15 protein-coding genes are annotated in these 16,071 nt (G+C 61.5%); 7 read left to right on the forward strand and 8 right to left on the reverse strand.

The window, feature by feature from the left end:
* Positions 1 to 21: 21 nt before the first annotated feature.
* The 7 genes from uxuA to RG540_RS24590 all read right to left on the reverse strand — a co-directional run bounded on the left by uxuA (position 22) and on the right by RG540_RS24590 (position 7,287).
* Positions 22 to 1,221: a mannonate dehydratase gene (gene uxuA, locus RG540_RS24560; protein ID WP_041364417.1), complete on the reverse strand. Its 1,200-nt coding sequence runs from the start codon at positions 1,219 to 1,221 to the stop codon at positions 22 to 24.
* 10 nt (positions 1,222 to 1,231) lie between these two features.
* Positions 1,232 to 2,287 carry an L-idonate 5-dehydrogenase gene (locus RG540_RS24565; RefSeq protein ID WP_041364419.1) on the reverse strand — a complete coding sequence of 352 codons (1,056 nt, stop codon included), beginning with the start codon at positions 2,285 to 2,287 and terminating at the stop codon, positions 1,232 to 1,234.
* Positions 2,288 to 2,355: 68 nt separating this feature from the next.
* Complete coding sequence (locus RG540_RS24570) at positions 2,356 to 3,762, reverse strand: TRAP transporter large permease (protein WP_041364422.1); 1,407 nt, start codon at positions 3,760 to 3,762, stop codon at positions 2,356 to 2,358.
* Between the two features lie 4 nt (positions 3,763 to 3,766).
* Positions 3,767 to 4,345: a TRAP transporter small permease gene (locus tag RG540_RS24575; protein WP_041364424.1), complete on the reverse strand. Its 579-nt coding sequence runs from the start codon at positions 4,343 to 4,345 to the stop codon at positions 3,767 to 3,769.
* Between the two features lie 180 nt (positions 4,346 to 4,525).
* Positions 4,526 to 5,500: a sialic acid TRAP transporter substrate-binding protein SiaP gene (locus tag RG540_RS24580; RefSeq protein WP_040124394.1), complete on the reverse strand. Its 975-nt coding sequence runs from the start codon at positions 5,498 to 5,500 to the stop codon at positions 4,526 to 4,528.
* 56 nt (positions 5,501 to 5,556) lie between these two features.
* Positions 5,557 to 6,270 (reverse strand): FadR/GntR family transcriptional regulator, encoded by a 714-nt coding sequence (locus tag RG540_RS24585; RefSeq protein ID WP_041364427.1) that lies wholly within the window; start codon positions 6,268 to 6,270, stop codon positions 5,557 to 5,559.
* A 102-nt stretch (positions 6,271 to 6,372) separates the two neighbouring features.
* The gene (locus RG540_RS24590; RefSeq protein ID WP_041366280.1) at positions 6,373 to 7,287 is read right to left on the reverse strand and encodes a LysR family transcriptional regulator; all 915 of its coding nucleotides are present in this window, start codon (positions 7,285 to 7,287) and stop codon (positions 6,373 to 6,375) included.
* Positions 7,288 to 7,463: 176 nt separating this feature from the next.
* Between RG540_RS24590 and RG540_RS24595 the strand changes: the two genes are divergently transcribed.
* Both RG540_RS24595 and RG540_RS24600 read left to right on the forward strand, forming a co-directional pair.
* Positions 7,464 to 8,360: an MBL fold metallo-hydrolase gene (locus tag RG540_RS24595; protein WP_174479303.1), complete on the forward strand. Its 897-nt coding sequence runs from the start codon at positions 7,464 to 7,466 to the stop codon at positions 8,358 to 8,360.
* A gap of 6 nt (positions 8,361 to 8,366) precedes the next feature.
* On the forward strand, positions 8,367 to 8,759 hold the full coding sequence (locus tag RG540_RS24600) for a nuclear transport factor 2 family protein (protein ID WP_041364432.1): 393 nt from the start codon (positions 8,367 to 8,369) through the stop codon (positions 8,757 to 8,759).
* 63 nt (positions 8,760 to 8,822) lie between these two features.
* Here the strand turns inward: RG540_RS24600 and RG540_RS24605 are convergent, their stop codons facing one another.
* Complete coding sequence (locus RG540_RS24605) at positions 8,823 to 9,587, reverse strand: GntR family transcriptional regulator (protein ID WP_041364434.1); 765 nt, start codon at positions 9,585 to 9,587, stop codon at positions 8,823 to 8,825.
* A 115-nt stretch (positions 9,588 to 9,702) separates the two neighbouring features.
* Between RG540_RS24605 and RG540_RS24610 the strand changes: the two genes are divergently transcribed.
* Genes RG540_RS24610 through RG540_RS24630 form a run of 5 tightly spaced genes read left to right on the forward strand, consistent with a single transcriptional unit; the run spans position 9,703 to position 16,051 of the window.
* Entirely contained in the window at positions 9,703 to 11,016 is a 1,314-nt protein-coding gene (locus tag RG540_RS24610) for a M20 family metallopeptidase (protein ID WP_041364437.1), read from the forward strand.
* Positions 11,017 to 11,035: 19 nt separating this feature from the next.
* On the forward strand, positions 11,036 to 12,586 hold the full coding sequence (locus RG540_RS24615; RefSeq protein ID WP_041364440.1) for an ABC transporter substrate-binding protein: 1,551 nt from the start codon (positions 11,036 to 11,038) through the stop codon (positions 12,584 to 12,586).
* A gap of 58 nt (positions 12,587 to 12,644) precedes the next feature.
* Positions 12,645 to 13,592 (forward strand): ABC transporter permease, encoded by a 948-nt coding sequence (locus RG540_RS24620; protein ID WP_041364442.1) that lies wholly within the window; start codon positions 12,645 to 12,647, stop codon positions 13,590 to 13,592.
* Positions 13,585 to 14,409, forward strand: coding sequence for an ABC transporter permease (locus RG540_RS24625; protein ID WP_041364445.1), 825 nt, complete (start codon positions 13,585 to 13,587; stop codon positions 14,407 to 14,409). Before RG540_RS24620 ends, RG540_RS24625 begins: the two co-directional genes overlap by 8 nt.
* A gap of 10 nt (positions 14,410 to 14,419) precedes the next feature.
* The gene (locus tag RG540_RS24630) at positions 14,420 to 16,051 is read left to right on the forward strand and encodes a dipeptide ABC transporter ATP-binding protein (RefSeq protein WP_041366282.1); all 1,632 of its coding nucleotides are present in this window, start codon (positions 14,420 to 14,422) and stop codon (positions 16,049 to 16,051) included.
* The last annotated feature ends 20 nt before the right edge of the window (positions 16,052 to 16,071 follow it).

Genomic DNA, 16,071 nt, shown 5'->3' on the forward strand with positions numbered 1-16,071 from the left:
TGCCGAACCGGTGGCTCATGATCATGCCTGCAAGCCGTAGCGGGCATGTGTCAGAGTTCTCTCGATGCCGCGAAGTTCCGCCAGCCCCTTGAGACGTCCGATGGCGGGATAGCCCGGCTGAGCTCCGCGCGTCAGGTCGTCGAGGATTTCCTGCCCGTGATCCGGTCGCATGGGGATGCGGTGATCCTGGCGGCCTTCCTCGCGCCGACGGGCCTCTTCCGAAAGCAGCGCGGCGATCACCGCAACCATGTCGGTTCCGCCTTCCAGATGTTCGTCCTCGAAGAACGAGCAGGGGACCGTATCGGTGTCCCGTGTCACATTCCGCAGGTGCACGAAATGGATGCGGTCGGCAAAGCGTGAGGCGATCAAGGACAGATCGTTATCGGGCCTGGCGCCAAGCGAGCCGGTGCAGAGCGTTACGCCATTGGCGCGCGCGCCGACCTGATCCAGCATATGTGCGTAATCGGCCTCGGTCGACAGGATGCGCGGAAGGCCGAGCAGCGGCCAGGGCGGATCGTCGCCGTGAGCGCAGATGTTGATGCCGACCTCTTCCGCCACGGGCGTGACTTCAGTTAAAAAGTCGACGAGGTTCTGCTGCAGCCGTTCCCGGTTGATACCCTGGTAGGAGCGAAGCTTTTCCAGCAGCTGGTCGAGCGTATAGCCGTCCGCCGAGCCCGGCAGCCCCGCCCCGATATTCTTGCCCAAGGCTGCGATCTTCGCATCCGCCATCTCGGAAAACCGCTCTGCAGCACCCTGCTGCAGCCATTCCGGGTAATCGCGGCAGGCCTCGGGGCGTTTGAGGATATGGATATCGAAGGCGGCAAAATCCGTCAGGTCGAACCGCATGGCCTTGGCGCCATGGCGGGTGTCCCAGCGCAGGTCCGTGCGTGTCCAATCGAGGATCGGCATGAAATTGTAACAGACCGTGCGGATGCCGGAGGCCGACAGACGCCGCAGCGTTTCCTGCCAGTTGGCGATATGGCGTTTCCAGTCGCCGGTCTGCGTCTTGATGTCTTCGGAAACCGGAATACTCTCTACGACATCCCACACCAGGCCACCGGCCTTGATCTCCTCGTGTCGCCTGGAAATCTCGTCGACCGGCCAGACCTCGCCGGTCGCAATGTGGTGGAGCGCCGAAACGATGCCTTCCGCGCCGGCCTGCGCCGCGTCTCTTACGCTCACTTTGTCGACCGGGCCGAACCAGCGCCACGTATGTCTCATGTCTCGTCCTTCACGCTTTGTCAGTTTGTTTAAATGTGATCTGCACCTTGCAGGCCCTGGAACGGTCCTCGGCCTGCTCGAAAGCGGCGGTCGCCGCATCAAGCGGGAAACTGTGCGAGATGATCGGCCGCACGTCGATGCGCCGCGTGGCGATCAGATCGACCGCCTCGGCAAATTCCGCGTGGAAACGCTGCGAGCCGCGCCAGACGATCTCCTTGCCGACCAGCGCGTTGAGCGGGATGGTCATGTCACCGGTTACGCCGACCTGGACGAGGGTTCCGCGCGGCTTGATCGCGGCAAACGCCGAGCGCAGGGCCGGCCCCGAGGCCGAGCATTCGAACACCACGTCAAAGCTGCCCTTGTTCTCCTGGAAGGGGAGAAGCCCGTCCGGATTGGAGGCCACGTTGATCGTCTTGGTCGCTCCCATGGACGGCGCCCGCGACAGGGCCGCGTCGGCCAGATCCGTCACCACGATCCTGGCGGCGCCCGCGTGCCGGGCTGCGGCAACCGTCAGAAGCCCGATCGGACCTGCCCCCGTGACCAGCACGTTGCGACCCGACAGGTCTCCGGCCTGGGCGACGGCATGCAGGCACACCGCAAGCGGCTCCGCACAGGCAGCCTCGCCCGGGGACACGTCACGTCCCACCGGATGGCACTGGATGGCCGGGACGACCAGCCTTTCACGGAACATGCCGTTTTCGTGCGGCAGGCGCATGGCCGAGCCCATGAAACGCATGTCGAGGCAATGGATCGGCTGGCCGGTCCGGCAGTATTGGCAATGGCCGCAGGGCTGCGACGGATTGACTGCCACCAGTTGCCCGAGCTCGAGCCCGGAAACCCCTTCGCCCAAGGCTTCGATGAAGCCGGAAGCCTCGTGGCCGGCGATGATGGGTTCGCGAACCCGCACCGGCCCAAAGCCGCCATCCTGGTAATAATGCAGGTCCGAGCCGCAGATGCCGCCCGCCGCCATGGCCAGCAGCACCTCGCCCGGGCCGGGCGTGCGGTAATCAAGATCTTCGATCCTGATGTCACGGATACCGTGGAGACGAGCGACGCGCGTCTTCATGCTTGGATGCCTTTCTCTATCGGAGAGATCGTGCCCCGTACGCTTCAGAAGCAGTACGGGACCGGGTTTCAGCGGATCAGTCCCATCTCCGTCGGCAGCCAGAGGGTGATGGCCGGAATGAAAGTGATCAGCAGCAAGGCGATGATGAGCGGCACCAGCCAGGGAATGATCGCCATCGTCGTGCGCTCGACGGACAGTCGCGCGACACGCGACAGAACGAAGAGCACCATGCCGAGCGGCGGATGCAGGAGGCCGATCATCAGGTTCAGCGTCATTATCAACCCGAAATGCACCGGATCAATATCGAACTGCTTGACCAGCGGCAGCAGGATCGGGACGAGGATGGTGATCGCCGCGATCGTGTCGAGGAAGCAGCCGACGAACAGCATCAGCAGGTTCACCAGGATGAGGAAGAGCCATTTGTTGCTGGTGATGGAGAGGATCGCTTCCGACAGGAGCTGCGCCGTCTGGCTGACCGTCAAAAGCCAGGCAAACACGGAGGCTGCGGCCACGATGAACAGGACCGATGCCGTCGTTTCAATCGTGTCGAAAGTCGCCTTTGCGATCGTCCTGAATGTCATGGTCCGGTAGCGCACCATGCCGAGGAACAGCGACCAGAGAACGGCCGCGACGGCTGCTTCCGTCGGCGTAAACCAGCCCATGGTCATGCCACCGATCAGGATGACCGGGGTCATCAGCGCCATTACGGCGGAAAAGTTGAAATACCAGTCACACATCAGCAGCACGGCCAGTGCAATGAAAATGGCAACGTTGAGCGATAGGCCGAGCGTGAGCAGAACCCAGATGGTGGCCGGGACCATCATGACGACGAGGATCTCCGACGACGCGCCGATCAGGCCCTTGATGCTGAACGGGGCATCCGAGCCCCAGCGTTTGACATAGGCAAAGATCGCGACGGTGACCATCATCAGCACCGTCATGACGACGCCGGGCACGATGCCGGCCATGAACAGGGCGCCGATCGAGACATTCGCCATCATGCCGTAGATGACGAAGGGCAGCGATGGCGGAAAGATCGGCCCGAGCGTGGCAGAGGCCGCGGTAACCCCGACGGCCGCTTCCACCGGATAGCCGTGATCGCGCATGGCCTTGATCTCGATGGTGCCGATGCCCGCGGCATCTGCCAGGGCCGTGCCCGACATGCCGGAAAACACCACCGAACCGATGATGTTCACCTGCGCGAGGCCACCCTTCATCCAGCCGACAAGGGCCACGGCGAAGGCGTAGATGCGGCCGGTGACGCCCGCGATATTCATCAGGTTGCCGGCGAGGATGAAGAACGGAACTGCCAGCAGCGGAAAGCTTTCGACGCCGGCAATCAGCCGCTGCGCGGCAATGATGTCGGGCGCGACGTCATAGAAGACAATGTACAGGACCGATGACACGGCCATGGAGACGGCGACCGGAAGTCCGATCAGCATCAGGACAAGAAACGAGCCTATGAGCAGCAACATGGCGTCAATCCTCCACGCTCTGGAAAGCTTCCGGTCGCTCCAGAACGGAGTAACCCCGGCGCATGTTGGCGATGAAGACCTGGATCGAGCGCAGCAGCATCAGCACGAAGGCGGCAAGCACGGAATAAAAGACGATATTGCGCGGCAGTTGCACCGTCACCATCTCCTCGTCCGACACGATCTCCATGTAACGCCACATCAGCCATGATCCGTAGAGGAAGAAGCCGATGCGGATGAGATCCACCGCCGTCGCCATCACGCGGGTCACGCGGGCGGGCAGATAATGATAGAGGACATCCACCTGGATATGGCGTGATGTGCGCACGCACATCACAGCTCCCAGGAACACCACGCCGATCAGGCAGTTGACGGCGATTTCCTCTGTCCAGGCATAACTGTTGTTGAGCACGTAGCGTGTGAAGAACTGAAGGAAGACGCAACCCGTCATCAACCAGAAAAGGGCCAGGGTGATCCAGTCCTCGAACGCATAGGTGCTGAGATTGGCCTCGGCTGGCGCCTCGTCAAATGTATGGGCAAGTTCTTCAGGCGTGACCTTGGTATGAATTTCCTGCGACGCTGACATCGATAGCATCCTGTCCGGATATGAACCTCACTGCACCGGGAAAACGTTCGCCGCCGGGCGAGCCGCCGCAGCCTTCAGAAAGGTGCGGCGGGCCCGCCTGGTGACCAGCCAACACGGCAGGTCCCATGCGCAATGGAAGGAATTGTCGAACAGGCGCGGCCCGCAGACCGCGCCACGGGCTTACTTGATTGCGCGGATTGCTTCCCAGTCGGCCTTTTCATAGCCGAACTCTTCGAGCTTGACCTTTTCGACGACGTTCTTCAGGAAGTCTGCCTTGTCGACTTCCGTCACCGTCAGGCCCTTCTTCTTGAACTCGTCGACCAGTTCCTTTTCACGGGCGTCGATCGTTTTCGACGAACGCACGCTGGCTTCCTGCGCGACGTCGGAGAAGATCTTCTTGTCCTCATCGGACAGGCTGGTCCAGAGCTTCTTCGAAAACAGCGTGTTGAGGTGGTCGACGATATGGCCGGTCAGGACGATATTCTTCTGGACCTCATAGAACTTCTTCGCCTCGATCGTGGTCAGCGGATTTTCTTGCGCGTCGACCGTGCCATTCTGCAGGGCGAGGTAAACTTCGGCAAAGGCGATCGGCGTTGTATTGGCGCCGCAGGCCCGCGGCATGGCGAGGTAGGCTGGAACATCCGGCACGCGCATCTTCACGCCCTGCAGGTCGGCGCACTTGGAAATCGGCTTGTTGGATGTGGTGTGGCGCGTTCCGTAATAGGTTACGGCGGCGATATGGTTGCCGGTCTTGTCTTCATAGCCCTTGGCGAGACGCTTGAAGATGTCGCTCTTGGTATAGGCGATCAGGTGGCTCGCATCGCGGAAGATATAGGGATAATAGGTGACGCCGATCGGCTTATAATCGCGCGCCGCAAAACTGGAGCCGGAGATGATGATATCCACGGTGCCGAGCTTGAGGCCCTGGTTGATATCGGCTTCTTTTCCAAGCTGTGAAGCCGGATATACGTCGATCTTGTAGCGGCCGTTGGTCCGCTTGGCGATCTCGCCGGCGGCCCAGACGGAGTCGGTGTGGAAAGGCTCGGATGTCTCATAGACATGAGCCCATTTCAGCACGGTTTCGGCATGCGCCGAAAGCGTCGATGCAATGATGACTGCGGCGGCGCCAAGCAATGTCTTCAGTCGGTGTTTCATTCTTTCCTCCCAGTGAAACGGAACTGTATGGTCGACCCCATCGCAATGATGGACGGTCAGTCTTCCCTGGTCTGCTCCTCCTCGAAGCTTTCCGAGAATCTCTTTTGCGCCAGCGTCAGATGACGGCGCATGGCCTCGCGTGCGGCGGCAGGGTCTCCGGCTGCAATGGCGTCACGAATAACGCGGTGCTCCTCAAGCGCCAGCTTCCATGTGTGCGGCCCTTCGAAATAGCTGGCGAGCTTCGTGAAATAGGGCGACATCCGCGTATCGTAGATCAGCCCGGTGAAGTGCTTCAGGGCCGAATTGCCGATGATGTCGGCGATCGCCGTGTGAAAATCGCGGTCGCAGGCAAGAGCAACCGGGCCGTCGTCCAGCGACTGCTCCATGCGCTCCAAAAGCAGATCGATGCGGGCGATGCCGTCGGGCGTCACCAGACGCGCGGCCTCTTCCGCGATGCTGCTTTCGATCAGGCAGCGGGCCTGAAGGATCTCGAGGGGCCCGCCTCCTTCGTCGTTTGGCAGGACACCAGCGGGCTGCTTTGGGGCGCTGCTGATATAGACGCCGGATCCCATCCGGATCTGAATCCGGCCTTCGACCTCGAGCACGATCAGAGCCTCGCGGACCGTCGGCCGGGAAACGGAAAATCGTTCGGCAAGCTCTCGTTCGGGCGGAAGCCTCGAACCCGGCTTCAGCTCCCCCGTATCGATCAGCACACGAATCTGCTCCGCAACCTGGCGATAAAGCCGGCGCGGCTCCAAGGCCACGAACATCGAACTCCTCCGAGCGCACCACTCCCTGATGCGCAAGCGGTCAGATTGTCTGACCAATTTCTACTATGGGTTAATTGAAAAATCTGTCAAGTGTCCATCTGCCTATTCCACGGGCGGCGTTTCCGTTCTCAGCGCCGCTATCAGCATGTCCACGAATGCGGAAACCTTAGGCGGGCGAAAACGTGCAGCCGGATAGACCGTGAACACGCCGCCCGACGGCAGCTGCCATTCAGGCAGGACGTGGAGAAGGCGTCCATCGGCCAAGTCAGCGGTCGCGAGGAAATCCGGCAACACGGACAATCCGCCACCTTGCCTTACCGCTTCCATGACCGCCGGCGTGGTATTGATCGCGATGGCCGCCTTGAACCGCACCGTGAGTGCCTCCTGATCACCGCGCGTAAACGTCCATTCCAAAGGTTCTCGTAGCGCGTTATTGGCAACGAAGGGCAGGGCGGGCAAATCGGCGAGCCCGTTTAATTCCGCTATTCGTGCGGCAAACTGAGGCGGGCCGACAAGATATTGGCGAAAGAAGCCGATCCGTCTGGCCTGGAGGCTTGAGTCAGCCAGCCACCCGACGCGAATGGCAAGGTCCATGTTTTCGGAGACCAGATCGACCATCCTGTCGCTGAGATTGAGTTCCACCCTGCAATCCGGATAGCGGGACGTGAAGGCGGTGACCAAAGGCACGACCACCGACGTGCCATAGTCGTAGGGTGCCGTGATCCTCAACAGGCCCTTGGGTTCCGACCTGGCTTGAGCCAGTTCCCCCAACGCATCCTCGGCCTCTCTGAGGATCGACACGCAACGGGCGTGAAACATCTGCCCCGCTTCGGTGGGTTGGACCCGCCGCGTCGTGCGCATCAGCAACGTGGTGCCGACCTCCTGTTCGAGCCTGGCAACCTGCTGGCTGACGACTGCCTTGGTGATGCCGAGATACTCCGCCGCCCGGGTGAAAGATCCCGCGTCGACGACAGCGACAAAATAGGCGAGCCGGTTGAGATTTCTCGCTTCTTGCATGAAAGCCCCCGCGTGACTGTCAACTTCTAGCATACATTCTGTCGTATTTGTTGGTCTTCTTCGTTCTATCTCGCCGTGTCATCTTTGGCTTCACAAGGAGCGAGGCAGGAGAGGTGAAACCTGCAAGGCCGTCATCTCTCAGTCTCAGATAGCGAACGAAACACCGGAGACATTCCATGTTTACAAGGAGAACGATCATGAAAACCACTCTCGCCGCCGGCGCCACCGCCGTTTTTGCGCCTGCAGGACTTGGCCATGCAGCCGGAACCCTGACCTGGAAGCATTTCCCCGCCGGACAGAACGGCTTTTTCCGCGCTCCCGTTCTGGTTTCCGGTGCGAAGGAAGCCGTACTGATCGACGGCGGCTTCACGCTCCCAGACGGCAAGGCTCTGGCGGACGCGATCAAGGCGACTGGCAAGACGCTCACGACAATCTACATCAGCCAGTCCGATCCGGATTATTATTTCAGCCTTGGGCCGATCAAGACGGCTTTCCCAGATGCGAAAGTGATTGCCGCACCGGCTACGGTCACTGCCATCAAGGACAGCATCGAGAAGAAGCTGGCCGTCTGGGGGCCGCAGCTGAAGGAAAACGGCCCGCAGACGCTGGCCGACGTCGTCATGCCGGAAGCCTTCGCGGGCAGCGCATTGACCGTCGATGGCGAGACGATCGAGATCGTCGAAGCCGAAGGCTTATCCAATCGGCGCTATCTCTTCGTCCCGTCGCTGAACGCGGTCTTCGGCGGCGTGCTGATCTTCAATGGCGTCCATGTCTGGACTGCGGACACCAACAGCGCCGAATTGCGGGCCGCCTGGATCGCCAATCTCGAGAAGATCGCAGCGCGCAAACCGGCAATCGTGGTCGCCGGCCATATGACCCCGGAAGCACTGAGCGACCTTTCAGGTGTCGCGCATACACTCGCCTATCTGAAGGCGTTCGAGGAAGAACTCGCCAAGGCCAAGGGCTCGGCCGAACTCAAGGCGGCGATGGAAGCGCGCTTCCCGGGTCTCGGCATGGGCATTGCGCTCGACATCGGCTCCAAGGTCGCCACCGGCGAGATGAAGTGGGGCTGACCGGTCATGGGTGCAAATCTCGATCTCATCCGCGCCACGTATGAGGGCGCCTCGGAAGATAATGGCCGCAACCTTGTTGCGGCCCTGGCGCCTGATGCGACATGGACAGAAGCCGAAGGCTTTCCCTATGCCGGTACTTATGTCGGCATAGACGCCATCATTGCCGGTGTCTTCCACAGGCTCGCCACCGAATGGATCGGCTACAGCGCCAAAGTCCACACCTATCTGGAGGACGGCGATCGGGTCGCTGCATTTGGCGTCTATTCAGGGACCTACAAGGCAACCGGCAAGTCTATGACCGCGAGCTTTGCCCATCTCTACCGCGTATCGGATGGCAAGATCGCCACCATGGTCCAATATGTCGACAGCCATCTCGTCATGCAGGCATTGGAGAACTGACGGCGACAGGATGGACGACTTCCCGTTCAGGATGGTCGTCCACCACCGTCAACGGCCACATTCTCATTGAACCTCGTTGACATACCTATGGTGTGCGGTCGTTGCGCGATGGGCGGAGATGAGAACCGGGACCGCCAGTTGATCATAGGCGACCTCGTCGATCGTGAGAACGGCAGCGGGTAGGGCCAGATCCAGCCACCGGGCATCGGAATCGTTCGCAAGATCGGCACCGATCTGCTCGCGTATGGCCGAAATGCGGATCCCATAATTTTCCAGCAGATGCAGGTAGAAGAGCTGAGGGATTTCCTCCGGCCTTTCGGGGAAGTCGGGGACCCGTTCGCGGGAAAGCGTCAGTGTCTCGTGCATGATCGGCCGCTCGTCGACGTAACGCACCCGGTGGAAGGTGACGGTCGGCGATCCTTCGTCGATCTGAAGTTTTCGCGCATCGGCCGCGGAAGCACCGCTCCTGTCGAGCGAAGTCACCTTCGTGACCGATTTGCTGAGCGAACCATCCAGACCGTGCAGTCGAAAATACTGAAAAAACAGTCGCAGGCTGTGCTGCGGCTTGCGGCCGGTCACGACTGTGCCGGTCTTGCGACGGCGGCTGAGAAGGCCGTCATTGGTAAGATCCATCAGCGCCCGTCGGATGGTGCCCACGGCCACGCCATAGGTCTGCGACAGCGCCACTTCGCTCGGCAGAACCGCACCCGGTTCCAGTTTGCCAAGCATGATCGCTTCGGTGATCTGTCGTTTGACCACTTCATAGAGCGGCAACGACAATTCCGTCAGCTTGATCACTCCTGATGAATTATTGGGCAGTTCCGGCAATGATTTGCCTCTTCTTTGGAGTTGACTCGGGGTCTCGATCTACGCAGTATTACTATATAGTTTATATTAAAGCGCAAGCTGGGAGGCTGGCGTGACGGGTACCGAGGACACTGCCATGAACACGCCGCAGCCAGCTTCTTCGCAACAGATCCTTGGACCTGCCATGGCAGCGATTGAGCGGGATGTCGAGGTTGCTGTCGATGATCTGGCCCGGATGATCGAAGTTGACACCTCATTCCCGCCGGGTCTGGGCTATGACGCTTTTGCCGATCTGATGGCCGAACTGCTTTCGCCCCTGGGGTTTGACTTCGAGCGGGTCGTCGTGCCGCGTGATCTTTGGTACGTGGCCGGGGGACCGGCATCCGGCGAGCGGACCAATCTCATTGCTACCCGCGAAACGGGAAAGCCCGTCTGCGGTCTTTATTATCATGTCGACACGGTCCCGGTCGCGCCTGGCTGGGCACGCGATCCTTTGAAACTGACCGTCGAGGGTGACGATCTGTTCGGGCTCGGCGCAGCCGACATGAAGGGCACGATCGCAGCAACCCTGCTGGCGTTGCGGGCCGCCAAAAAATGCGGCCTGCCTCTGTATTACGATCCGATGCTGCTCCTCTGCACCGATGAGGAAGGAGGCCTATATCCCGGCATTCGCTATCTGGCGGAGCAGGGCATGTTGAAAGGTCATATCCTCAATTTCAACGGGTCCGCGGCGCCGCGTATCTGGGCGGGCTGCTTCGGCGTCTTCCATCTGCAGGTGACGATTAGAGGGCACGCCGTGCATGCGGGCGAAGGCAATCGCACCGGCGCCGGCATCAATGCTATCGAAGGCGCCTTGCCCTTGCTCAATGCCTTGATGGCCTTGAAGCCGGTCGTGGCCAGCCGGGCATCCGCGCTGACGCCGCCGCCGCACGCGTCAGGGCCGCTGCGACCGCAGCTTTCGATTTCGGCCGTGAACGGCGGTACCGCCGGCGGACAGGTGCCGGCGGAGATCAAGATTCTCGTGAGCCGGCGTTACGCTCCGGAAGAAAGCTATGAGGATGCGCGCGCCGAGATCGAAAGCCTGATCCGCGACGGCGTTGCCGGCACGGGGCTGGGGCTCGAAATTGATCTGGTCGGACACCTCATCCCGACGGGCGATCCGGAAGGTCCGCATTGGCCACGCTGGCAAAAGGCGCTGTCGCTGGGCTTCGGTTACAAGCCGGAAGACTTTCAAAAATGGGGCGCCGCAAGCTGCTCCGATTTCGGCTACGTGCAGAGGTCCGGTTTTGGGCAGGAGGTGCTGCTGGGCGGGCTCGGCCGCCCGGAAAGCTGCATCCACAGTCCTGAAGAGCATACCACCCGCCAGGACATCATCGCCCTGGCGAAAAGCATACTGGCCTATCTCGCGGCGGACTTTGCCGCCGACGCCATTCCTGAAAACCGCGCCTGAACCATAAGGGAACTGAAAAATGCTGGAAATGAAACGTCGCCTCTTCCTCGCCGGCACCGCCGCCGTCTTTGCTGCACCGGCGCTTGGCCTGGCGCAGACCGCAAAGCCGGCCAAGGGCGGCACGCTGCGCATCTCCGTCGACCAGGCGGCAAGCGTCATCCATCCGCTTTTGACCCGCGTCAACCCGGAATACCTGGTGACCGAGCTGCTCTATAGCAACCTGACACGCCTGAAGGTCGACATGTCGGTCGAGCCGGATCTGGCCGAAAGCTGGATGCCCAATGACGGCCTGACCGAATGGACGTTCAAGCTGCGCAAGGGCGTGACCTTCCATGACGGCTCGCCGTTCACGGCAAAGGACGTCGTCGCCACCTTCAAGGCAATCCTCGATCCGGCAACCGCGTCGCCCGGCCGCAACAATGTCGGCCCGATCTCCGACATCGTCGCCGTCGACGATACGACCGTGCTGTTCAAGCTCTCCGGCGCCTATGCCGACTTGCCGGTCGCAATGGCCTACACCAACGCTCGCATCATTCCGGCCTCGATCGCCACCGGCGACCTCAAGAGCCTTTCCACCAAGGCTGTGGGCACCGGGCCGTTCAAGCTGGTATCCTACGAGCCGGACCGCCTGATCGTCGTCGAACGCAACCCGAATTATTACGACCCGGCACGCCCTTATCTCGATCGTATCGAGGTTCAGGTGTTCCCGGATATCTCCGCCGAAGGCTCGGCGATGATCGCCGGCAATGTCGACATCATCTCGACGCTGCAGCCGACCGAATACCTGCGGCTTGACGGCAATGACGGCGTCGAGGTCCTGCGCACGCCGTCCGGCCAGTTCTGCAACATCAACTTCGGTTGCGACACCGCACCGTTCAACGACGCGCGCGTCCGCCGTGCGATTGCGCTCACGGTCGATCGCGAGGCGATGGTCAACTTCGTGACCGAAGGTTTTGGCACGCCAGGCAACGACACGCCGCTGAACCCGTCCTACCAGTTCTTCAAGGCTGCCAAACAGCGCCAGAAGAATATCGCGGAAGCCAAGAAGCTGCTCGCGGAAGCCGGTTTCCCGAATGGCCTGCAAGCGACGCTCATCGCCTCCGACCGCCCGGCGGTGCGCACGCAGCTTGCCGTCGCCCTCAAGGAAATGGCCAAGGAAGCCGGCATTACCATCAACGTCCAGACGATGCCGCATGCCACCTATCTGGAGCAGGTGTGGAAGAAGGGCAGCTTCTACGTCGGCTTCTACAACATGCAGCCGACCCCGGACGGAATCTTCAAGCTTCTTTATACCTCGGATGCCTCCTGGAACGAGACGCGCTGGAACAACAAGGCCTTCGACGCCTTGGTCGCCGAAGCCCGCGGCACGATCGACGCGGCCAAGCGCACCGAGCTTTATACCAAGGCCCAGGAACTGATGAACGAGGAAGTACCCTCGATTATCCCCTCCTTCTTCGACGTGCTGTCGGCCAAGCGCAGCTGGGTCAAGGGTTACGAAGCGCATCCGCGCGCCTCGGTCTTCCGCCTCGACTACGCCTCCCTGACCGACAAGGCGCCCAAGCGCGGCTGATCCCGAACAATGCCGGACGCTCTTTGAGCGTCCGGCTGGTGGAACAAGGAACACGACCGTGTCCCCGAACTATATAGCCAAGCGGCTGGTGATGATCGTCTATACGCTCTTCATCGTATCGCTCATCGTTTTCGCCATCACCCAGATCCTGCCGGCCGATGCCGCCGTCATGATGCTGGGTGAGAATGCGACACAGGACGCCCTCGCGGCGCTGCGGGAAAACATGGGGCTCAACGCCCCAGTGTGGCAGCAATATGCAACGTGGCTCGGCCACGTGCTGCAGGGCAACCTCGGCACCTCGCTGCGCACCGGCCAGCCTGTCGGCCCGGTCATGTTCGAGGCGCTCGGCCGCTCGCTGCTTTTGGCCTTCCTGTCGATCGGCCTGATGCTGGTTCTCGCCATTCCGCTCGGCATCATCGCCGCCGTCCGTCGCGGCAAGATCGCCGACATGGTCGTCAGCCTGATCTCCTATGCCGGGGTGGCGCTTCCCGAATTCGTTACCGCGACCGTTGCCGTCCTCGTCTTTGCCGACCTGATGAAATGGTTGCCGCCGACCGGCTATGTGCCGCTCACCGAAAATTTTGCGGGCGGCATCGCCCATCTGGTCCTGCCGGTCTGCGTCATTTCGGTGATCCTGATCGCCCACGTCTCGCGGATGGTTCGCTCGGAACTCGTCGACGTGCTGCACACCGATTATATCCGCGCCGCCCGGCTGAAGGGGATTTCGCGCGGACAGGTCCTTCGTCGCCACGCGCTACGCAATGCGCTGTTGCCGACCATCACCATCGTTGCGCTCGATGTGGGTTACCTGCTCGGCGGCGTCATCGTCGTCGAAGAGATCTTTGCCATTCCCGGCATTGGCCGCCAGCTGATCGTGGCGATCCAGGCGCGTGACCTGCCGGCCATCCAGGCTGGCGTGCTGATCATGGCGGCCACCTATTCGATCGTCAATTTCATCGCCGACATCCTCTATGCCTGGCTCGACAAGAGGATACAGTATGACTGATTTCATCAAACGCCTCCTGCGCACGCCGCAGGGCGCGATCGGCATGTTGCTTGTCCTGCTGGTGCTGGTCATCGTGCTGTTCGGACCAATGCTTGCGCCGCACGACCCGGACACTCTTGCGCCGCTTACGCGATACAAGGGGCCGAGCGCCGCCTATTGGCTGGGAACCGATCAATACGGCCGCGACATCTTCAGCCGCCTGCTGATCGGCGCCCGCGCCACCGTGGTCATGGCCGTGCTCGCAACCATCGCCGGGACGCTGCTCGGCGCCTTCGTCGGCACCACCTCCGCCTTCCTCGGCGGCCGGGCGGACGAATTGATCATGCGCACGATCGATGCCGTCATGTCGATCCCGAGCCTGCTGTTTGCGCTTCTGGTGGTCAACCTCCTGGGCTCCAGCACGGTCAACGCGCTGATCGCCGTTGCCATCGCGTTTGCGCCGGGCATGGCCCGCATCACCCGCAGCGTCGCGCTGTCGGTGCGCAAGCAGGATTATGTCAATGCGGCGGTCGCCCGTGGCGAAAGCTCTGCCTATATCATCCTGCGGGAAATGCTGCCGAACGTCATCGCGCCGATCATCGTCGAGATGACCATCCGCATCTCCTTTGCGGTCATGCTGTTTGCGACGCTCAGTTTTCTCGGCCTCGGCGCGCAGCCGCCGGCGGCCGAATGGGGCCTGATGGTCTCGGAGGCGCGCCGCTACATGCACCTGAGTGCCGGCATCCTGATCTGGCCGAGCGTGGCGATCGCCGTCGTCGCCGTTGGCTTCAACCTTCTGGGCGACGGTCTTCGCGATGCCCTCAATCCGCGAACCTGAGGCCGCCATCATGACGACAAAACCAGAAACTCCGGTTCTCGCGATCGAGAACTACTCATTGGATTATGACACGGCCTCCGGCGTCTTCCATGCGCTCAAGAACATCGACCTTTCCGTCCACCGAGGCGAAATCCTCGGCCTGGTTGGTGAGTCCGGCTCCGGCAAGACCTCGCTTGCCTGGTCGATCATGCGCTATCTGCCCAAGAACGCCCGTGAACCGAGCGGCCGCATCCTGCTGAGCGGCGAGAACCTGCTCGAAAAGACCGATGCCCAGATCGAGGCCTTTCGCGGCCGGCGGATCAGCATGGTGTTCCAGGATCCCAGCACGTCGCTCAACCCGACCCTGTCGCTCGGCACCCAGCTCGCCGAGGTGCTGGTCCGTCACCGCGGGCTGACACGACAGCAGGCCTGGAAGGAGGGCGAGGCGATGCTGGATCGCGTCGGTCTGAAGACACCGGCAGCGATGATGAACCGCATGCCGCACGAGGCATCGGGCGGCGAGAAGCAGCGCGTGGTCATCGCATCGGCGTTTGCGTGCAATCCCGAATGCATCATCTTCGACGAACCGACGACGGCGCTCGACGTCATCACCTCTTGCCAAATCCTCGACCTGTTCGTGGAACTGCAGGCCGAGACCGGTGTCGCCTCGCTCTACATTTCCCACGATCTGGCGCTGGTGTCGCGCACGGCCAGCCGCGTCGCCGTCATCCGTCGCGGCGACATCGTCGAGCAGGGCGCGGTGCGCGATATCTTTGCCAATCCGCAGCAGGATTATACCCGCGAGCTGATCGCGGCGGTTCCCGATCCGGCCCGCAGGCTGGTCGGCGACATTGTCGTTGACACGGACAAGCCGCTGGTGCGTGTCGAAAACGTCAGCGTCCATTATGGCCGCAAGCCGTTTCTGGCAGCACTGACCGGCCGCGCCACCGAACGCGTTGCCGGCAACAATGCCATCAGCCTCAGCATCAATCCGGGAGAAATTCTCGGCATCGTCGGTGAATCCGGCTCCGGTAAATCGACCCTGGCGAAGGCGATGACCGGTCTCAACCGCTTCGAGGGCAAGATCTGGTTCGACGGTCGCGAGATCAGGAGCCTTGGCGACATGGACAATGCCTATCGCAAGGACGTGCAGATCATCTTCCAGCACCCCGACGCCTCGCTCAATCCCCGCCAGAAGATCAGCGAGATCCTGTCTCGGCCGCTCAAGCTGTTCGGGGACGCGTCTCATCTCGACCAGAAGGTCGGCGACATGCTGGAGCAGGTGCGCCTGCCGCGCACCCACGCCCAGCGGTATCCGCATCAGCTGTCGGGCGGCGAGAAACAGCGCGTGGCGATCGCCCGTGCGTTTGCCTCCAAGCCGAAATTGGTGATCTGCGACGAGATCACTTCGGCACTCGACGTGTCGGTGCAGGCGTCCATCGTCCAACTGCTGCTGGAACTGCAGAAGGCCAGCGGCACCGCCTACCTGTTCATTACCCACGACCTCAACCTTATCCGCCAGATCGCCCACCGGATCGCCGTGATGTATCGCGGCAATCTCGTCGAGATCACACCGGCAGCTGACATCGATAGCCAGGATCGCGCCGAATATACCCGCCGCCTGATCGAGGCGGTGCCACGCGCGGCCGGCCAATACCTGTGACAATGCATCAAGGAGTATGA

The sequence above is a fragment of the Neorhizobium galegae bv. orientalis str. HAMBI 540 genome, assembly GCF_000731315.1.
GTDB lineage: Bacteria > Pseudomonadota > Alphaproteobacteria > Rhizobiales > Rhizobiaceae > Neorhizobium > Neorhizobium galegae.

What these genes read in the sequence shown, in the direction of transcription:
- uxuA (WP_041364417.1), bottom strand. Translation starts at nt 1,221, where the DNA reads ATGAGACATACGTGGCGCTGGTTCGGCCCGGTCGACAAAGTGAGCGTA.
- RG540_RS24565 (WP_041364419.1), bottom strand. Translation starts at nt 2,287, where the DNA reads ATGAAGACGCGCGTCGCTCGTCTCCACGGTATCCGTGACATCAGGATC.
- RG540_RS24570 (WP_041364422.1), bottom strand. Translation starts at nt 3,762, where the DNA reads ATGTTGCTGCTCATAGGCTCGTTTCTTGTCCTGATGCTGATCGGACTT.
- RG540_RS24575 (WP_041364424.1), bottom strand. Translation starts at nt 4,345, where the DNA reads ATGTCAGCGTCGCAGGAAATTCATACCAAGGTCACGCCTGAAGAACTT.
- RG540_RS24580 (WP_040124394.1), bottom strand. Translation starts at nt 5,500, where the DNA reads ATGAAACACCGACTGAAGACATTGCTTGGCGCCGCCGCAGTCATCATT.
- RG540_RS24585 (WP_041364427.1), bottom strand. Translation starts at nt 6,270, where the DNA reads ATGTTCGTGGCCTTGGAGCCGCGCCGGCTTTATCGCCAGGTTGCGGAG.
- RG540_RS24590 (WP_041366280.1), bottom strand. Translation starts at nt 7,287, where the DNA reads ATGCAAGAAGCGAGAAATCTCAACCGGCTCGCCTATTTTGTCGCTGTC.
- RG540_RS24595 (WP_174479303.1), top strand. Translation starts at nt 7,464, where the DNA reads ATGTTTACAAGGAGAACGATCATGAAAACCACTCTCGCCGCCGGCGCC.
- RG540_RS24600 (WP_041364432.1), top strand. Translation starts at nt 8,367, where the DNA reads ATGGGTGCAAATCTCGATCTCATCCGCGCCACGTATGAGGGCGCCTCG.
- RG540_RS24610 (WP_041364437.1), top strand. Translation starts at nt 9,703, where the DNA reads ATGAACACGCCGCAGCCAGCTTCTTCGCAACAGATCCTTGGACCTGCC.
- RG540_RS24615 (WP_041364440.1), top strand. Translation starts at nt 11,036, where the DNA reads ATGCTGGAAATGAAACGTCGCCTCTTCCTCGCCGGCACCGCCGCCGTC.
- RG540_RS24625 (WP_041364445.1), top strand. Translation starts at nt 13,585, where the DNA reads ATGACTGATTTCATCAAACGCCTCCTGCGCACGCCGCAGGGCGCGATC.
- RG540_RS24630 (WP_041366282.1), top strand. Translation starts at nt 14,420, where the DNA reads ATGACGACAAAACCAGAAACTCCGGTTCTCGCGATCGAGAACTACTCA.